19 protein-coding genes are annotated in these 18,234 nt (G+C 50.3%); 15 read left to right on the forward strand and 4 right to left on the reverse strand.

Annotation, left to right across the window (positions count from 1 at the left end; genetic code table 11):
• The first annotated feature begins 47 nt into the window (after positions 1 to 47).
• The 12 genes from CYPRO_RS02095 (at position 48) to CYPRO_RS02150 (ending at position 6,833) form a co-directional block, all read left to right on the forward strand.
• Entirely contained in the window at positions 48 to 320 is a 273-nt protein-coding gene (locus CYPRO_RS02095; protein WP_114983050.1) for a hypothetical protein, read from the forward strand.
• Between the two features lie 213 nt (positions 321 to 533).
• A complete protein-coding gene (locus tag CYPRO_RS02100; protein WP_114983051.1) occupies positions 534 to 860 on the forward strand; it encodes a type II toxin-antitoxin system VapC family toxin in 327 nt (108 codons plus the stop codon).
• 497 nt (positions 861 to 1,357) lie between these two features.
• Positions 1,358 to 1,507 (forward strand): hypothetical protein, encoded by a 150-nt coding sequence (locus tag CYPRO_RS16495; RefSeq protein ID WP_164682450.1) that lies wholly within the window; start codon positions 1,358 to 1,360, stop codon positions 1,505 to 1,507.
• Positions 1,508 to 1,816: 309 nt separating this feature from the next.
• Entirely contained in the window at positions 1,817 to 2,026 is a 210-nt protein-coding gene (locus CYPRO_RS02110; protein WP_114983053.1) for a hypothetical protein, read from the forward strand.
• Positions 2,023 to 2,283 carry a type II toxin-antitoxin system RelE/ParE family toxin gene (locus CYPRO_RS02115; protein ID WP_114983054.1) on the forward strand — a complete coding sequence of 87 codons (261 nt, stop codon included), beginning with the start codon at positions 2,023 to 2,025 and terminating at the stop codon, positions 2,281 to 2,283. The genes CYPRO_RS02110 and CYPRO_RS02115 overlap by 4 nt, the downstream gene beginning before the upstream one ends.
• 269 nt (positions 2,284 to 2,552) lie before the next feature.
• Entirely contained in the window at positions 2,553 to 2,858 is a 306-nt protein-coding gene (locus tag CYPRO_RS02120) for a hypothetical protein (protein WP_114983055.1), read from the forward strand.
• Positions 2,848 to 3,114, forward strand: coding sequence for a hypothetical protein (locus tag CYPRO_RS02125; protein WP_114983056.1), 267 nt, complete (start codon positions 2,848 to 2,850; stop codon positions 3,112 to 3,114). Before CYPRO_RS02120 ends, CYPRO_RS02125 begins: the two co-directional genes overlap by 11 nt.
• Positions 3,115 to 3,354: 240 nt before the next feature.
• Positions 3,355 to 4,326, forward strand: a complete 972-nt coding sequence (locus CYPRO_RS02130) for a hypothetical protein (protein WP_114983057.1) — start codon at positions 3,355 to 3,357, stop codon at positions 4,324 to 4,326.
• The gene (locus CYPRO_RS02135; protein WP_114983058.1) at positions 4,323 to 4,865 is read left to right on the forward strand and encodes a DUF6036 family nucleotidyltransferase; all 543 of its coding nucleotides are present in this window, start codon (positions 4,323 to 4,325) and stop codon (positions 4,863 to 4,865) included. Before CYPRO_RS02130 ends, CYPRO_RS02135 begins: the two co-directional genes overlap by 4 nt.
• A gap of 153 nt (positions 4,866 to 5,018) precedes the next feature.
• A complete protein-coding gene (locus tag CYPRO_RS02140; protein ID WP_114983059.1) occupies positions 5,019 to 5,258 on the forward strand; it encodes a hypothetical protein in 240 nt (79 codons plus the stop codon).
• A 39-nt stretch (positions 5,259 to 5,297) separates the two neighbouring features.
• A complete protein-coding gene (gene trxA, locus CYPRO_RS02145; RefSeq protein ID WP_114983060.1) occupies positions 5,298 to 5,609 on the forward strand; it encodes a thioredoxin in 312 nt (103 codons plus the stop codon).
• A 99-nt stretch (positions 5,610 to 5,708) separates the two neighbouring features.
• Entirely contained in the window at positions 5,709 to 6,833 is a 1,125-nt protein-coding gene (locus tag CYPRO_RS02150; RefSeq protein ID WP_114983061.1) for a trans-sulfuration enzyme family protein, read from the forward strand.
• A 159-nt stretch (positions 6,834 to 6,992) separates the two neighbouring features.
• On the opposite strand, the gene CYPRO_RS02155 is transcribed toward CYPRO_RS02150, so the two are convergent.
• The 3 genes from CYPRO_RS02155 to CYPRO_RS02165 are packed head-to-tail and all read right to left on the reverse strand — an operon-like array spanning position 6,993 to position 10,951.
• The gene (locus CYPRO_RS02155) at positions 6,993 to 8,219 is read right to left on the reverse strand and encodes an ABC transporter permease (protein WP_114983062.1); all 1,227 of its coding nucleotides are present in this window, start codon (positions 8,217 to 8,219) and stop codon (positions 6,993 to 6,995) included.
• 53 nt (positions 8,220 to 8,272) lie between these two features.
• A complete protein-coding gene (locus CYPRO_RS02160) occupies positions 8,273 to 9,505 on the reverse strand; it encodes an ABC transporter permease (protein WP_114983063.1) in 1,233 nt (410 codons plus the stop codon).
• Positions 9,506 to 9,562: 57 nt separating this feature from the next.
• Positions 9,563 to 10,951 (reverse strand): efflux RND transporter periplasmic adaptor subunit, encoded by a 1,389-nt coding sequence (locus tag CYPRO_RS02165; protein ID WP_240644812.1) that lies wholly within the window; start codon positions 10,949 to 10,951, stop codon positions 9,563 to 9,565.
• 276 nt (positions 10,952 to 11,227) lie between these two features.
• On the opposite strand from CYPRO_RS02165, the gene CYPRO_RS02170 reads away from it, so the two are divergent.
• The 3 genes from CYPRO_RS02170 (at position 11,228) to CYPRO_RS02180 (ending at position 14,464) form a co-directional block, all read left to right on the forward strand.
• Positions 11,228 to 12,850 carry a peptide chain release factor 3 gene (locus CYPRO_RS02170; RefSeq protein ID WP_114983065.1) on the forward strand — a complete coding sequence of 541 codons (1,623 nt, stop codon included), beginning with the start codon at positions 11,228 to 11,230 and terminating at the stop codon, positions 12,848 to 12,850.
• 19 nt (positions 12,851 to 12,869) lie between these two features.
• Complete coding sequence (locus tag CYPRO_RS02175; RefSeq protein WP_114983067.1) at positions 12,870 to 13,658, forward strand: MnmC family methyltransferase; 789 nt, start codon at positions 12,870 to 12,872, stop codon at positions 13,656 to 13,658.
• A 164-nt stretch (positions 13,659 to 13,822) separates the two neighbouring features.
• On the forward strand, positions 13,823 to 14,464 hold the full coding sequence (locus CYPRO_RS02180) for a hypothetical protein (RefSeq protein WP_124245489.1): 642 nt from the start codon (positions 13,823 to 13,825) through the stop codon (positions 14,462 to 14,464).
• A gap of 15 nt (positions 14,465 to 14,479) precedes the next feature.
• Here the strand turns inward: CYPRO_RS02180 and CYPRO_RS02185 are convergent, their stop codons facing one another.
• Positions 14,480 to 18,106 (reverse strand): hybrid sensor histidine kinase/response regulator transcription factor, encoded by a 3,627-nt coding sequence (locus CYPRO_RS02185; RefSeq protein ID WP_164682452.1) that lies wholly within the window; start codon positions 18,104 to 18,106, stop codon positions 14,480 to 14,482.
• Positions 18,107 to 18,234: the final 128 nt, after the last annotated feature.

Below are 18,234 nucleotides of genomic sequence, written 5' to 3' on the forward strand. Positions count from 1 at the left end.
AAGCTATGAAGCTTGATGATTTGGTGTAAATATGCTACTATGCTTTTATGCGGACAACCATTGATATACCCGATACCTTATTCAAACAAGCGAAAATAAAAGCTGTTGAGGAAGGCATCACCATGAAAGAGCTTTTCATTAAAGCGCTCACGCGCGAGCTGAGCGAAAACCAGCTTGCGCAAAAGGGATCGTTTCCCTGGGAAAAACTGCGCGGCACCGGCAGCACGGCAGGCCTTCAGCCCGATGAATCCGGCTTCGACGGCTACAACGGTCCCGACTTGCTCGGTGGCATGGCCGTCAACGATCCCTCACAAGATTAGCCCTTACCCAAGAACCTGTTGAACTTCCGAAAAAGCGGACTGTAGCGATACGGTCCGCTTTTTGGTTAAAGGATATGAGCCCTTATGGCGGGCGACTTTGTTTTTCCGCTTGGTTTATTTTTTGGGAAGAACTCCGTGAGCGTCACGCGGGCCTTGCTTTTTGTTTGGCGCTCCTCATGTTTTGCAGCATACCTTATCTGAAACAAACACCTTATGATTTTACTCGATACCCACATTTGGCTTTGGTGGCTACTGGGCGATGGTCCCCTGCAACAGTCAAACCGAAACAAACTGGATGAGCTGGCCCGAGAAGGTCTTCTTGCGATAAGCTGGGTAACTCTTTGGGAAACTGAAATGCTTGAGCGAAAGGGCCGCATCCGGTTCAAAATGCCATTCGAGGTTTGGCTGGAAAAGGCTACCGCACCCGAAATCTGCGAGGTCATCCCAGTGGATATTGACACTGTGCGTATGCAGCGAAAACTTCCGAAAGATTTTCATGCCGATCCAGCCGACAGGCTGATTACGGCTACCGCCCGGTAGCACAGTATTCATCTGTGTACCGCTGACCGCCGCATTCTCGACTCCGGTGCTGTATCTTTTTTTGATCTTTGAGTTAATTTGCCGGATTCTTGTACCAACGCTTGTTAAATAGGAAGGCTTCTTGAGCGGAATTCCAATTTCTACAGTTGCAACTTGAAAGAATGGCTAAAACGAGACCTCCGAAGAGTGCTTAAAATGAGGTCATCGATGCCGCGTGCTGGCTTAATCCGGGCAGCCATCATACACGAACGGAGAAATTTTCCGGGAGCTGATCCGGCATCCAAAAATGATAAAAAAACAACAAAAAACCCTAATTTAACAGTCCAAGTGAGGAGTACCCGGACACATTTTTTGAGTACTATTTAGTTTGACCGGAATAGACGTTATGTTGTCAGTCGCTCAATAACACGATAGCGATACCAGTAAGTAACAGCTATCCTAAATTCACAGAAAGGAGTGGAAAAATGTCTCATAAGAAGAATTTTCAGAAGTACACAATGATATCAATAGCGGGCCTTGGCATAAGTATTGGTGCGCTGACTCCGGTTATCCCGCTTCCCGCGCTGGTGATGTTTGGTGTTGGTATGGGCATTATGCTCGGAGGTGTTTTTAAAGGCTTATATGAGCTTGCTGAAAGAATGGAATAAAGCACTGCCTTTCCCCCCGGACTAGGTATTAAATGCGCCTTCGCAAATGGGAGCTGTAATCCTGTTGACGAACAATACGTGCCTAAGCAGATACTTTGCTCGCAAAGGTTTCAACCGGGCTCCGGAAAGCCTGGGGGTGCCTTAGACGGGTTAGCTTAGTGAGGGCGTCGGTTAACTCGAGCGTTATAGGGCAAGTTAAATTCTCCGTTAATACATATATTTTGGTTGATAAACTGACCAAAACAGCGTTGGAATTATGCCAGGGTTGGCATCAATTGTCTTCTGGTCTGAAAACCACTATATTTAAACATGACAATCGAACAAAGGAAAATATCGCTTATTAACTGGATAACAACTCTTGATGATGAGGTGATTCTCGATCAGATGGAAGGATTAAAGAACTCTTCTCTGGATGACCTTCCTGTTGCTATTGTTGAAATGCTAAAACTTGCAGATTCTGAACCAAACGAAAATCTCGTAAAGCATACAAGTGTTAAAGATTTTCTAAAAATGAAATGAAAGAAGTTCAGTGGACCGTAACAGCTATTAAAACACTGCAAGAAACCTCAGATTTCATACTTGAAGTTTGGGGTACTGATGTCAATAAGCAATTTGTTGAGCAACTTGATTATCGGATTGAACAGCTTCAAAATAATCCCGAACTTGCTCCGGCTTTCGAGAACACGCAATTCAGAAGATTGGTCGTACACAGAACGGTTTCCCTGTTTTATGTGAATACCCCTCAATTCATTAAAATTCTTGTAATTATGGGATAATAGACAAGACGCTGATAAACTCTTAGAAAAGTTAAATGATGGCAAAAGAGGCTGATTGGATAAATATTCCCTAATCATACGTTAGCAACCTCTATAACACGGGCTTCTATCGGGCGGTTTTGCAATTATGTCCCAAACAAAGTTGGTCGCCTAATCACTTAAGCACGACATTATGATAAGGATAACCAAACCTTTTTTCTACAAATAATTTTATAATCACAGATACACTTCACCCATTAAAGTGCTGACAAAAAAATTTAAGTGAAAATATGGATACTGACGAGTTATCGACGGAGACTTACAATGGTATTATCATTGAAGCGGAAAAATTCAGTCATGATCTTACGCTTCAATTCGGGAGTTTAGCTTCGGGTTGCAAAGATGAGGAGGATTATCTGGAGAAATCCTTAAGCTTGATTTCCGAATTGCGGTCACTGGATGAGGATGAATTATATGAAGTCTTTTTCGCAAAACCGCCTAACAGGCAGTCTTTAAATAACGCACTTGATCGGATAGTATTAAACATTGCTACTATCAGAAAAATACCAAAAGAACAAAGACACTATGAGTTTTAAGGCAGAAAGTCCAGCAGATAATTTCAAATCCATTTCGGTTCATAAGTTCGTTAAGCTGTATAAGAAGAGCAATCCCCGTGAAGATGCAGAAATGTTGAAGAAAGACTTGATACACTTCAGATCTCTGAAATCAAATGGACAAAAATGTAATTGTGGCAACCCAATCTGGGCCATTGGTTCAGCAATTTCAGGAATGGGTTGTTTTACCTGCATAACCGGGGAAACAGACAGCAGTAACGACTACGAAATAGCATAAGGCCTGCACCAAGAGTGAATAGCATAAATTCAGAATCAGCTACAAATTACTTTATGGAAAGTATTTTACTCTGAAGTGTAAGTAATTGGTGGACATTGTTTAATGGTCAAATATCACCTCATCCCGCTGCGTAACGATGGGGGCTACTACTTTTGTCAATTAGCTTTGACAATTGTCAAGTTAAGTTGACGATTGTCGGTTATACTTGTTATTTTGAGGCAAAAACTAACAAGCAAAAAAATGGATAGGTCAGAGAACCATATACAGAGTGCCTTAAAATACCCGCTAAGTTCGATATTGGGCTCAAAAGGTCATATTGCCGTGCTGCGGGAGTTGTTCAGTGCGGGATATCCGCTTGGTCATGGTTCGCTCCTGGAGCGAACAGGCCTTTCAAGGCAGGGGGTGTATGATGTGGTAAAGAGACTTGCTGAAACCGGAATTGTGGCCTATCAAGGCTCGGGCAGGCAGCAATTGATCGCTCTCCGTTCCGATTATCCTTTATATATGCAGCTTAAAGCAATGTTCTTTGCTGAAGCCGACAGATTTGATAATTTACTGCAAGCGCTTGGTCAGATAATTGAAGGCTTGTCTGTAAGGCCTGATTCAGCATGGATTTTTGGGTCTGTTGCCGCTGGTACCGATAGGTATGGGGATGCTTTGCAAATAGCGCTTCTTGGGAGGCTGAGCTCCATTGAGAATGTAGCTCAGGAGTTTAGCGTTGAACTTTCCAAAAAAAATACGGAAATAACGTTTGATGTATCCATTGAATCAAGGGGCATTACCAAAGCTGACCTTATGACCAAACCTTATTTTACAGAGGGTACGATCATACATCTTTGGGGTGTGCACCCGCTATCAGACAATATCTCTTCTGGCAGCGGTCACCCGAAATGTCATCAGGAAATTGATCAAACACAGGCTTCAGATTCGAAGATCTGGTCAGAACTTCTTGCTTTGTATCCGGAGATCATCCCAAGGACAATACGCTATCTTGAGCAGGAAATTCCGAAACATAGGACCGGGGAGAAGCTGGAGCTTGACGAATGGAAGCGGATTCTTATGACTACTCCATTTCAGAGGCTTAAAAAGCTGCTCGAATCAGACTCTGAGAGAGCAATCAGACTCCGTCAGTCGCTTCCGTTCTGGCCTGTTTTAACTGAAGATGAAAGGGCGATGTTTATGTCGCTGAAAGGGCAAAAGTCGGGCGTATGAACATAGAACAATTAGCACACGCTATCCGCGCAGCTTGTAATGTAGCGGAAGATCAGGAGCTTTATATATTTGGTTCGCAGGCAATTTTAGGAGAATTCCCTGATGCACCTGAGGAGTTAAGGAAGTCAGTTGAAGTAGATGTAGTACCGGTAAATAAGCCCGATGCCGTAGACAAAATTGATGGCGCACTGGGTGAAAACTCTCCATTCCATCAGATGCACGGATTTTACGTTCATGGGGTTGCTCTTGAGACCGCGGTCTTGCCCAAAGGGTGGAAAGAAAGAACAAGAGTGGTTCGTGATTATTTAGACAAGAACAATATTGGCTATTGCGTCGAAGCCCATGATTTAGCTGCGAGCAAGCTTATTGCCTTTCGTGAAAAAGACACGGAGTTTGTGCGCTTTTTGATTCTAAGACAGATGATTAACCCTACAGTGCTGCATGCGAGAATACAGCTTACACAGGTTGATTCAGTAGTCAGGCAGCGGGCATTGACCTGGACAGAACTAATCATTGAAAGCCTAAGTGATGATGACTGACTTGCGCATTTTATGTACCCCAAATTGAGCGGTTAGCTGCATTTGGAAATTATTGACCCCTCCCATGTAACAATTGTGACTGAACCCGGGGGCTGCCCGGTCTTATATTAAGGTCAAAATTACAACCGCCGCTTTATTTTAGATGTATATCTCATGATGAATCGTTTGCTCACCAACTGGCACATGCGCCGTGTATTAGGTCTTGTGATTGGCCTTATTTTCCTTGTCCAAAGCATTACATTTGGGGAAGCATTGCCGGGTTTTCTGGCGCTTTTCTTTTTGCTGCAGGCCGGCCTTAATGTCGGTTGCTTCGGGGCGCAGGGATGTGCACCCGCGGCTTACGGGCCGGAAAAAGCTTCCGATGGTGAGATTCAGTACACGGAAGTCAAGTAGCGGCACCTCATATTTCTGATCCCTTAACTTATTTTTCTTATGGAAACCAAGCTTTCTTTCAAAGACCTCATCAATTCCGATACCCCTGTCCTGGTCGATTTTTACGCCGATTGGTGCGGTCCCTGCCGCATGATGCCGCCTATCCTCGATAAGGTGAAAAAATCATTCGGCGACGGTCTCAACATTATTAAAATTGACGTGGATAAGAATCAGCAGGCTGCGGCTGCCTACGGTATCCGCAGTATCCCGACTCTCATTCTGTTCCAGAATGGAGAAATCAAGTGGCAGCAGGCGGGCGTACCGCAGGCCGCGCAGCTTGAGCAGGTGATTCGCGAAAAGGCGACCGTCTGATTTTATTTCCGTTCGGCTGATTCCCAATTAGCATTTTAGCTTTGGTTTGTGGAAATTGACGCCTCACAAGGCCCTTCTTCACCAACCAAAGCTTTTTTTATGCGTTTTGAAACCCGCGCCATTCACGGCGGTCTTGATCATGACAACCATGCGCGCGCGATTGTGCCGCCCGTGTACCACAGCACGGTGTATGAGCTGAGCGAAGCCGGCAAGCAGGATGATGAGCTGTTATACTCGCGCCTCGATAATCCGAACCGGCGGCAGTGGGAAGCGCTCGCGGCTTCGCTCGAAGGGGGTGCCGGTGCCGCGGCTTTTGCGTCCGGCATTGCGGCGGCTACCGCGGTGCTTCAGGCGCTTGACCCCGGCGATCATGTGATCTTCCCCGACGACCTCTATTCCGGTCACCGGATGATGATCACCGGCCTGATGAACCGCTGGAACCTGCACAGCAGCTTTGTGGATGCAACCAATGCCAACACCATACGGGAAGCCATCCGGCCCGAAACCCGCCTCATTTGGATGGAAACGCCTTCCAACCCCATGCTCCGGATCACGGATATTGCGGCGGTGTGCGAACTCGCGCGGTCACGCGGCCTGATTAGCTGCGTGGACAACACCTGGCCGTCCCCCGTCAATCAGCGGCCGCTGGAACTGGGCGCCGATCTCGTGATGCATTCTTCTACCAAATACTTCGGGGGGCATTCTGATACGCTGGGCGGCTTGGTCATTGCGCGTGAAGAAAACGAACTGATGGAGCGTATCCGGTTCATTCAGCGGCTTGGTGGCGCGGTGCCTTCCCCGCAGGATTGCTGGATGCTGGCCCGCAGCACCCGAACCCTGGCGTACCGCATGCGCGGACACAACGCACACGGCGCCGAACTCGCAGCCTTTCTGGCGCGTCATCCGAAAGTCGGGGCCGTTCACTATCCCGGCCTGAGCGGACATCCGGGCCACGAGACCGCCCGCAGGCAGATGCATGGCTTTGGCGGGATGATTTCTTTTGAAGTCAAAGGGGATGCGTCCCAAACGCTGAAGGTTGTAGCGGGCGCAGCACTCATCCGGCGGGCGACAAGTCTGGGCGGGGTGGAAAGCAGCTGGGAGCACCGCCTCAGTACGGAAGGCGAAGGCTCGAAAACGCCGGGAAATCTGATTCGTTTCAGCGTGGGGCTGGAACATCCCGATGATTTGAAGGAAGATCTCGAGCGGGCACTGTCGGTGCTTTGACACCCCTTTCTTTACTGCCGGATTAAAAAAACAAAAGGCGCTGCCCTTCCGGACTGCGCCTCTTCATCTTATTGTACTAACAGGAAAATTTCAGGGTCTCAGGAAAAAACGGGCGTATTATTAAAATGCCCTGTTTTTCTTTTTGGGGATGCGGGCTGCCTACTCGTAGCGCAGGCTTTCAATCGGGTCGAGCCGCGCGGCTTTCATGGCCGGGTACACCCCGAAAATGATGCCGATCAGGGTCATGCCAATCAGGCCCCCGATGGCTGAGCCCCAGGGGAACACGAGACTTGAGCCGAAGTACAGGGCCGCACCGTTGCCGAGCGCAATCCCCGCGATGATGCCAATCATGCCGCCAATCTGACAGAGCGCGATAGACTCAAGCAGGAACTGTGTCGTGATTTCGCGGCGGCGGGCCCCGATGGCTTTTCGCACGCCGATTTCGCGGGTCCGCTCGGTGACCGATACGAGCATGATGTTCATCACCCCGATGCCCGCCCCAAGGAGCACAATGCCGCCAATCACAAAGCCGACAATGTAGAGAAAGCCGGTAAACTGACTCAGTGCGCCGCTGATGCTTTGGTTGCTGGCAATTTCGAAGTCATCCGCACTTGCCGGATCCACCTGCCGGATCAGGCGCATAAGGCCGGTCACGCGGTCAATCATGGCCTGTAGCTCTTCGACCGAACCCGCCCGCAGCTGAATGCTCACGTTTTGGTTGCGTCCGTACTTGTTGGCCGTGATGGTGTACGGCAGCAGCGCAAAGCGGTCGAGCGAGCTTCCAAAGACTGTTCCGCGTGCTTCGGTAACCCCGATTACCGTGTAAGGCTGTCCTTCAATGCGGACTGTCTTGCCCAAAGCTTCCTGCACCGGAAAAAGGGTTTCGGCGACTTCTGCGCCGAGCAGGGTCACATTGCGGCGGTAGGCCATATCTTCAGCGGTAAAATTCCGGCCTTCCGCAATGGTGTAGGCATTGTTGGCCAGGAAATACTCGTTCACGCCCTGAATGCCGATATTGGGCTCGGTTTCCTGATCTTCGAACAGCACCCGCGTAGTCCGGAAGGTGCGGCTTGGGCCGACTTCCGCAGTGAGCGGTAGAAGTTCCTGCAGGCGTTCCATCTGTTCAATGGTGATGTCCTGACGGTTGCGGAAGGCGTTCCAGTCGGTCGGACCTACGTTGATAGCCGGCGTTTTGCTCACGGTGATGACATCCCCGCCCATCAGGCTGAGCGTGTCGCGGAAGTAGGTGTCGAGCACCAGCACCGCGGTGTTTGCGCTGATGATGGCGAACACGCCCACCGAGATGGCGAGCAGGGTCAGCCCTGAGCGCAGCTTGGAAGCCCGGATGGATTCAAAAGCCTGTCTGAAAACTTCAAGTAATTGCATGGTTCGCTGCGGTGAAAATGAGAGAGAAATCGTTCGGCTGAAGCAGGTCGCCGCTACTCGTAGCGGAGCGACTCAATCGGGTTGGCTTTTGCGGCCCGGCTTGAAGGCAGGTAGCCAAACAGCAGGCCGATGAAGGTGCAGATGAGAATGGCCTGCACCACGGTCGTCCAGTCCATGTAGGCCACAAAAAACTGATTGATGAGCTGCGTGATGCCCATGGAGAGAAGTACCCCAATGATGCCGCCCAGCATACAAATGATGACGGCCTCGGTAAGAAATTGCAGCAGAATCTCCCAGGATTTGGCCCCGACCGCTTTCCGGATGCCGATTTCCCGGGTGCGCTCCCGCACCGACACGAACATGATGTTCATCACGCCTATTCCGCCCACAAGCAGGGCAAGCCCGGTAAGGAAAATTCCTATGCCGTAAATGGCCATTTTTACGCCACCCAGCTGTTCCTCAAAAAGGGCCGCTTTGTTGATGGCGAAGTCGTTATCCTCCATGGGATCAAGGCCGCGGATTTGGCGCATGGCCCCGATTACTTCGTATTCGCCATCGATGGCGGTTTCCGCGTCGGGGAACTGCGCGAGCAGCCGAACCCCGAAACGAAGGCTGAAGATGTTGCCAAAAGAGGAAATCGGGATGATAATTACATTGTCCATATCCTCCATGCCCAGGAACGAACCCTGTTCCTCGATAATGCCGATGATGGTGAAGCGCTGCCCGCCTATGCGGACTATTTTTCCGACGGGGTCTTCGTCCTGAAACAGGGCCTGATACACGGTTGCGCCCATCACCGCGACCGGTGCCGATGTTTGTACTTCAGCCTCGGTAAAGACGCGACCGTCGGCGAGATCGGCGTTGGTCGTTTGGAAGTAGCCAGCAGTTGCGCCGATAATGAGCGGATTTTCCACCGCGCGTTCACCGTATCGTGCCGGGGACGTGCGGAAGGCGGTTGCGGCTACATTACTTGTTGAAGGCGCGAGTCGCTGCAGCGGTTCGAGGTAGGCAAGCTGAATTTCGCGGCGGTTGCGGTATTCCCACCAGCGGTACTCGCCCCCGAATCCCCAGGGCCATTTTTCGATATAGACCACATTGCTGCCGATCATGCTCATGCTGTCTTCAAAGGCCTGATCGATACCGTCGGTTACGGTTTTCATGGTAGTCACGGAGACAATGCCGATTACGATGCAGGTAGTCGTAAGGATGGCCCGGACTTTATTGAGCCAAATGGCGGACATCGCGATCCGGAACCCTTCGCTGAGGCTGATAAAAAATCGTCGCATAAACGTGCGGTATTTCGGTGATGGAGGAAGCTGTAAGACCGCCTCCGGGCTCGGAACTTAGTTGTCGCGTCGTACGGCTTCGTTGTGCTGAAGCTCTCTTGAAAGGATGCGGAAGCTGCCGGTTACGACCTCATCACCATCCTGCAGCCCGTGTATAATCTGAATGTAGTTGTTGTCGCTGATGCCGGTTTCTACTTCGACCCTGCGAACCTTGCCCTCCTCATACACAAACACAACCCTGCGGAAATCTTCGCGGCTGCCCCGGCGGCTGTTGCCGTTGCTGTTTGCGCTGCCACTGTTCGTCCGGTCAGCGACAAGCTCTGCCGGCGTATCCGGGCTCTCCCCGTTTTCTTCTGATGGATTTGGAAAGCGGTTGAAATCGCGCACGGTAACGGCCTGAATGGGCACACTGACTGCATCATAAACGGTCTGACTCAAAACATCCACCGTTGCGGACATCCCGGGTTTGAAGGTTGGGATGAAACCGCTGCCGGGGCGTTCGCTTGCTTCAAGCGGAATCAACTCAGCGCCGGATGCGTCAATATTGTGCGGCGAGGTGACCCTGATTTTCACTTTGTAATTGGTAACCTGTTCGGCTGCCGATCCGGTGATGTCGGCTGAGTTGGCGATTTCGGTGACGATACCCTCAAAGGTGTGGTTAGGGTGCGCGTCTACTTCTATGCGCGCTGTGTCGCCCACGCTCACATTCATAATTTGATTTTCATTCACATCCACAATCACTTCCATCAGATCAAGACGTGCAATGCGCATCATTTCGGTACCGGCCGTTTGGGTATTTCCCAGCACCCGTTCGCCCCGCTCGATAGATAGCCGTGATATGGTGCCATCTTTAGGGCTGCGGATTACGGTTTGCTGCAGTTCTTCTTCCGAACGGCGCAGCTGTGCCCGGGCACTCTGTATCTGAAATTCTGCAGCACGTACATTGGCCTGCTGCGCTTTGTAATTGTTGGATGAAGCGAGGTAATCCAGCTCTGAAACCATGCCGCGCTCATAAAGCTGCTTGTTGCGCAGGTACTCCACTTCTGCCTGCAGCATAGTAGCGCGGGCCTGCTCAAGCCGGGCCTGCTGCGTGAGTAGCATGGCGCTGAGTTCATCAATCTGCGCCTGGAAAATATCGGGTTTGATGCGCAGCAAGAGATCGCCTTCCCGCACGAAATCGCCTTCGCGCACATTCAGCTCAATGACTTCACCGGAAACATCCGGTCGAATAACGACTTCTACTTCGGGCTGCATACGGCCGGAAGCCGAAACCAGCTGCGTGATGGTCCGGATTTCTGCCTGTTCCGTACTAACAGGGGTTTCGGAGGGGCCACGGTTAATCAGGCCCATGCTGTTGGCAATGATGCCGCCAAAGGCGATAACAAGGATAGCGATAACCAGCATACGCCCGCGGCGTTTTTTGGGTGCTGAAGGATCTTTGCTCATGATGGAACAATACTTAAAAATGAATAATCGTGGTTGCGACCGTACAGCCGACGGGGGAACCTGAAGGCATGTTTACGAACTGTTTTCGTTCATGCATTTGGTATAAGCAACATTTCTTATCTCAGGCTTACACGATAAGCATCAGATCTTGTTTCGGCAATTTTTTTCAAAAGCCAAATCACCTGACGTGCCCGTCAGGCGGCAAGCTGTAATCAGCATATTGAATGAATATTCGGTATATTTGGAAGCTAATCAATTTTTGAAAAAGTCATTACTATGTCCACTGCAGCTGCACCCTCTCCGGTCGGTAAAAACGCGGCCCCGATTCTCGAAGAAGCCCGTAACCGCCGCACCTTTGCTATTATTTCCCACCCCGATGCCGGGAAAACCACCCTCACCGAAAAGCTGTTGCTTTATGGCGGTGCCATCCGGGAGGCCGGTTCGATCAAACAGCGTAAAGCGGCCAGGCATGCAGCTTCAGACTGGATGGCCATCGAACAGGAACGCGGTATTTCGGTAACCTCCTCTGTGCTTCGGTTCGAAAAAGACGGCATCAAATACAACCTGCTCGATACCCCCGGTCACAAAGACTTTTCCGAAGATACGCTTCGTACGCTGGTAGCCGCGGACTGCGCGCTCATGGTGATTGACTCAGCCAAGGGCGTCGAGGAACAGACCGAGAAGCTGTTTGAAGTCTGCCGTATGCGCGGTATTCCGGTGATCACTTTTGTAAACAAGTACGACCGCCCGGGTATGGACCCGCTGGAAGTGCTGAGTAATATTGAAAGTAAGCTGGGTATTCATCCGGTAGCCGCAGCCTGGCCTTTGGGCTATGGCACCGACTTTCAGGGGGTGTATGATGTGATTGGCCGCAAGCTGCACCTCTACATCAAAGCGAGCCACGGTGCCCGGGAAGCCGATACAGAAATTTTTGATCTGGAGGAGGGCGTTGCAAATGCACAGCTTTCCGAGTCTGTGAAGGAAGCTTTCATGGAAGAGTGTGAGCTCATCAGAGATGAGTTTCATGAAATGGACCCCGATGAGTATAACACCGGCAAGGCAACGCCGGTCTTTTTTGGATCTGCTTTGAGCAATTTCGGCCTGGATATTTTTCTCGAGCACTTCCGGAATCTTGCCCCGCAGCCGCAGCGCTATACGGATAACACCGAACAGCTCAGATCGCTTGATGAGCCCTTTTCAGGCTTTGTGTTCAAACTGCAGGCCAACATGAACCCGGAGCACCGCGACTGCACGGCTTTTGTGCGCGTTGCAACCGGTAAATTTGAGCGGGGTATTGAGGTGAAAGTAGATGACCTCAGTAAGAAAATCCGCATGACTTCGCCGCATACGCTCATGGCTGATGACCGCAGCCTGCTGGAAGTCGCCTACCCCGGGGATATTGTAGCCTTATTCAATCCCGGCGAGTTCAAAATCGGAAGCACGGTGTATAAAGGAGAGAAGAAGAAATATGATGTTATTCCGCTTTTTACGCCTGAACACTTTATTAAGGCAAGTTCCAAAGATCCGTTTCGGCGGAAACAGCTGCGTGAGGGTTTGCAGCAACTTTCGGAGGAGGGCGTTGTGCATGTGTTTGAAGTACCCAATGGCGTCGGTAATGAGCTTTTGTTAGGAACTGTGGGCGTGCTTCAGTTTGAAGTAGTACAGCACCGCATGCTGGCCGAATACAAAGTGGAAATGCACTACACGCCGGTGCCGTATCATACCGCGAGATGGCTGCCCGAAAACGAGGAAATCATCAGCAAGCTGAAGACCGCTTTTTCCACGCACGTGACTTTCGATCTGGACGAAAACCCGATTGCGCTGTTCGACAGTGCCTATGCCCTGAGTCAGGCCATTGAAAAAGTGGGCGAAGAAAATCTGTTCAAATTCAAGCGGTAGCCAAAAGCTTAATCTCCGCATGGCAAAACAACGGACGCGCATTGAGCTGAGCCGGGACGGTTCGCACACCGTGTACTCGGAAACTGCCGGCAGCTACTTCCACAATCCTAACGGTGCCGTTGAGGAGAGCCTTTACGTGTATTTCGAATCATCAGGAATAAGCCGGGCTTTACAGCGCGATGAAGATGTATCGGTGATGGAGATCGGTTTCGGCACCGGGCTCAACCTGCTGCTGCTGGCCGATCTGGTTGCGCGTTACCGACCCGATGCACAAGTTAAGTTCACGAGTGTTGAAGCTTATCCGCTCATGCCGGATCAGGTTCAGCAACTGAATTTTGCAGCCTTCATCAAACATAAAGCTCTTTTCGAAGCCCTGCCCGCGGTATTTGGGAAGCTTCAGGACGCGCACCAATCCGGTGAGCCTGTTAGCGGAAAACTGGGAGAGGTGCACTATGAGATTCATCCCTGCCTGTTCTCAAAGCTGAAGCTCAGGCCGAAACGTCCGTTTACGCACATCCTGCATGATCCCTTTGATCCGGTCGTGTCGCCGGAGCTGTGGAAGCCCGGTGTGTTTAAATGGCTCCGGGAGCGGTCAGCGGAGGACGCTGTGCTCACAACTTTCGGCGCCTCGACAGCGGCACGGGCAAGCATGGCAGTGGGAGGCTGGCTCGTAGCGCGGGCACCCGGGGCACTGGGTAAGCGCGAAATGACGGTAGCGTCCCTGAGCGAAGAAAAGCTGCGCGACTTCAAACGTCTCAACGAAGCCCGGCTCAAACAGCGCTGGGAAGCCGGCGAACTCAGTATCTGAGCGGTTTCAAAAATCGCTATCTGTTGGGGCGCAACGGACTTTCACGAAACGGCAGCGCGTTGCCGATACGCCGACGCTTGCACCGATTTTACGTTGTTGGGAGCGCTTTTTTAGTATATTGGGTGAAGTCGGATCTCTACTATCTCATCTCAATGCCGCTTCTTATGTCTGCTTCAGCCTCTTTCCGTATCCTTTTCTTTTTAATGGTATTCATGGTGCTCGGCGCTTGTCGCAGCACGCTCGATTTGGGAGAAGGCACCATTTTTCGCTTTGAATTTGAAGGTGAGCAATACGAGATTATTGGATACAATCAGGTTGAAGGGCGTGACGAAGGCGTCAATGATCTGGTTTTGCGGGAGGGGCGCACCGTCAGGCTTTGGGCGCGGGATAACACGCAGGATGGCTTCATCGACCGCATTTTTGAAGGCGATGTGACACTTTCGGAGGCGAATCGCATTTACCTTGCAGGCATTCATACCGCCATGGATCGCGGGAATTACCGTGAACGACCTTTCGAAAGACGCTTTGAACTGCTTGATGGCTTCCTTGCTTTTGACATCATCTCCCTGCTTGTTGATGAAGAAGGAACCTATAACCTGTTCGTCATTCGCGATATCAAAACACGGGAAGTTGTTTCAATCCGTGATTTCGGGCGCGATGGCATACTTGACGACCCCCTGATTACTGAAGAGGACCGCGCATTTTGGCAGACCTATTATACCCGTACGCTTGAAACCGGCAAGGCACTCGGAAGGGTACGCTTCATCAATGAAGCCTGGATTGTGGCGCTGCCGGATCAGCTGTAGAATCTGTATGTGATATCAGGCCTTTTCCTTTGCAGTGTCAAGCCATTCGGAGGGGCTCAATCCGGTTTCTTTTTTGAACAGCGTTGAAAAATAGCTCGCGTGTTTGTAGCCCACAGCGTTGGCGGCTTCCGAAACGGTATAATTTTCCTGCTCCATCAGGTGACAGGCTTCTTCAATCCGCATTTTGGTGATGTACTTGTTGATGGACATGGTACCCGTTTGTTCCCACTTCCGGTACAACTGCGCGCGGCTGATGTAGAGAGAGTCAGCAATCAGCTGAGCATTCAGGTTTGAATTGCCCATGTGCCGCAGGATGAGCTCCCTGATATTATGCTCCAGCTCCTTATGACTTTCTGCACCTTTAAGCCTGACGCCAACCGTTTCGGTACCGGAGTTTTCATTCCGCTGCAGCTTTCCGTTGGAAGCGACCTTTTGCGGGAGTTCCGTTTTTTTGATGAGTTTTTCCCGCCGAAGCATGGCGAAAACCTGTTTTCGGATGATTTCAGGACTAACCGGTTTGGTGAGATAGACATCTGCGCCGCTTGAAAGTCCGATAGCGATATCATCCTGATCGCTTTTTGCGGAGATAAACAGCACCGGAACCGTCTTGAATTGCGGCAGACTGCGGATGTTCGAAACAAGCGTGATCCCGTCCATGCCGGGCATCATCACATCGGAGATGATCAGATCCGGTCGCAGCTTTTCAAGCTGTGCAAGGGCAGCATGGCCGTTGGGTGCTTCGCTGATACTAAAGTGTTTCGAAAGGATGGAAGACAAAAAAGAGCGGTAATCTGCATTGTCATCCGTGATCAGGAGATGGGGCTTCTCTGAGGTGACAAAAGTTTCATCCTCGCTGGCTTCCGGCTTAACCGCTGGGGTTGGCGCAAAAGTTATGCGGCGAATGTCAGGCAGTTCGGGTGTATTGGATTGATTTCGCAGGCTTTTAGGGCTGTAATCATCAAGGTCAGCCGGATTAAGGTGAGAAGAACCGTTTTTCAGGCGCAGTTCAAAAACAGCGCCGCCCTGTTCATGGTTAAAGGCACGGATGGTTCCGCCAGCCCGCTCCACCAATCCCTTCACCAGGTAAAGGCCAATACCGGTGCCATCAGAACCCTGATTCCCGTTGCCCTGATACAAATAGTCAAAAATGTGTGGCAGATCAGCTTCATGAATACCCGGCCCTTCATCCGTAATGAGGCAGCGTACTTGCTTGTCATTTTGGTGAAGCGCCACGCGGATGGTTGAACCGGAAGGCGTAAACCGCAGGGCATTACAAACAAGGTTGGTAATGATTCTGTCCCAAGCGTGTTCATCCATCCAAACCGTAAAATTGGCCGGCTCTGCGCGCAACTCCAGTTTTACGCTTTCTTTAAGGGTGAAGGCCGACAGCTGATAAAGAAGAGATTGGGTTAATTCCGGCAGGTTGACCGGTTTAAACTTCAGTCTAAGGGCGTCGGCATTCAGCTTGGTTACGTCCATAATCTGATCTACCAGAAAAGTCAGCTTGAACGTGTTTTCCTGCACCATTTCAAGCTGTCGGTGCAGGTCTGTGTTTTGAAGGATGGTATGGTGACGGCTGATCTCTTCCAGCGGTCCTGAGATCAGGGAAAGCGGTGTTTTTAGTTCGTGACTAATGCTTGAGAACAACCGGCTTTTTGCCTGCGCAGCTTTGCGCACTTCAGCATTTGCTTTGGTGAGTTCCGCTGTTTTTTCTTCGACCAGCAAACGCAGTCGCTCCTGTTTTTTTTGATAAACATAAATCCGGCGCCGGTATGCAAGAACCCCCAGGAAGATAATCCCGAGACCACTGAAGAAATAAAAAAGCGTGGTTTCATAAAAATAGGGCGGAATATAAACCGGCACCGAAACCTGCGCGACCTGACCGTTATACCCGGTTGCTGTAACCTGAAACTGATAGGTGCCGGGGGTGACGTTTGTGTAGTAAGCGGTGCGTGTCTCAGATGTGAGATGGGGATGAGCGTCGAAGCCCATCAGATGATGATGAAACGTTACGGCTTCAGGATGTTCGAAATTAGGGATGGTAAAATGTATGCGGAAAGATCGCTCACCTCTTTCAAGACTGAAGCCCCCCTGTAAGTTGTTTCTTAATAGCTGATCGGGCGTAACAAGGTAGTCAACAGTAGGTGAGCCGATAAAATCAAATCGTGAAGCATTAAAATCAGACGGGTTTATCAGTACTAATCCAGCCTGACCCGGAAAAACGATTAAACCGTTTCGGAGTTTAAGCCCCGCATTGCCTACCCCGCCATTACCTTCGCGGTTTACCAGGCCGTTCTGCTCGTTAAAAATAAAAGGGGTAACGGTCTGCAGCTCACCCAATGTAAAATCAGCAATTTGCTCCTTGCTGATCCGCATGATGCCGTTATTGGAATTCAGCCAGACGTTGCCATAATTATCGGCAATAATGCGATGCAGCGAGTTACTATTGAGACCGGTTTGCCTTGTTATCGAGATACTTTTGCGGATTTCGCTGCGATCATTGAACTGAAGAAGGTTAAGCCCGTCCCCTTCTGTGGCAAGCCATATTTCATCCTCGTTTTTTAAATAAATATCCCGAATGTAATTGCTGCGAAGGCCGTCTTCGGTAGTGTACTTAACCCAGCTCCAGTCAGGATTCAGCCGGTACAGGCCGTGCCCATTGGTTCCCAAAAAAAGGCTGCCGTCATCCAGTTCGCGAATAACCCGCACATATCTGAAATTATAGCCTGTAAGGGCGTCAATCATGCTGACGGAATCACCTTGTTTAACCGCCATTCCCCGCGGTGAACCGACAAAGAGCGTACCATTCCGGCCGCGGTGCATGGCATCTACCCGTGAGTCACTTCCGGTTAAAAGCTCCTGAAACCAGCTTTCGGTAACCCAGGTGCCGGACTCATAGCGCAAAAGTTGAGGGGCAAAAAAGGATTTGTAGAGTACGCCTTCGGCTTCATCATAAAAAATGAAGCGGCTTTGATTCAGGTTATCATTCGATGTATCGGAAACGGTTCGCCTGAACCCATCGGGCCCAAAGTGAAGGGTGCCACCTGACAGGCTTCCGGCTACAATTTCACCAGTTGGTAGCTCAACGACAGAATAGGTGTTACCAACAGACAGACCGTCCATTTCGGTGATGTTCCGAATCAGACTTGGTCTGATCTGAAAAAGACCCTCATTATAGGTTGATATCCAGATTGTACCTTTGTCGTCGGCAAAAGCACCTGTTATGGCTGTGGTTTCAAGGATGATTTGTCCGTCAATCTTTACAAAGTTATCGTCAACGCTAACAAGACTACCAAGCTGCGGGACATATCGGGATGTTAATCCGGTTCGTCGGGCTTTTATGACCGTTCCGAGCGCTGTGCCAAGTGCCAGGAATTGGGATTCTTTGCTTTGCTGTAAATTGAAGGGATGGGGTTCTGCAGGATCAAAAGTTCTAAAATTGTAACCGTCAAATGATGAGACGATTCCGTAGGTAGTGCCCAGCCAGATTCGCTCGTCTTCTTCAATGCCGATGTACTGCAACCTGTTGGAAACAAGTCCCGGAAAATCTTCAGTGGTGTAGGTTTTAAATTCGTATCCGTCATAGCGCACCAATCCATCGAGTGTCGTCATATACAGGAAGCCGTCAGCCGACTGAATCATACCGATCACCGAGTTTAATGGCAGACCATCTGATGTGGTATAGTGTCTGATGAGATATTCAGGCTTTTCTGTAGTACTAAAGTATTGAAGCGGGTTTGCCGAAAGTAAAAGAAGTACGGTAACTAAAA

Source organism: Cyclonatronum proteinivorum (genome assembly GCF_003353065.1).
Taxonomy (GTDB): Bacteria; Bacteroidota; Rhodothermia; order Balneolales; family Cyclonatronaceae; genus Cyclonatronum; species Cyclonatronum proteinivorum.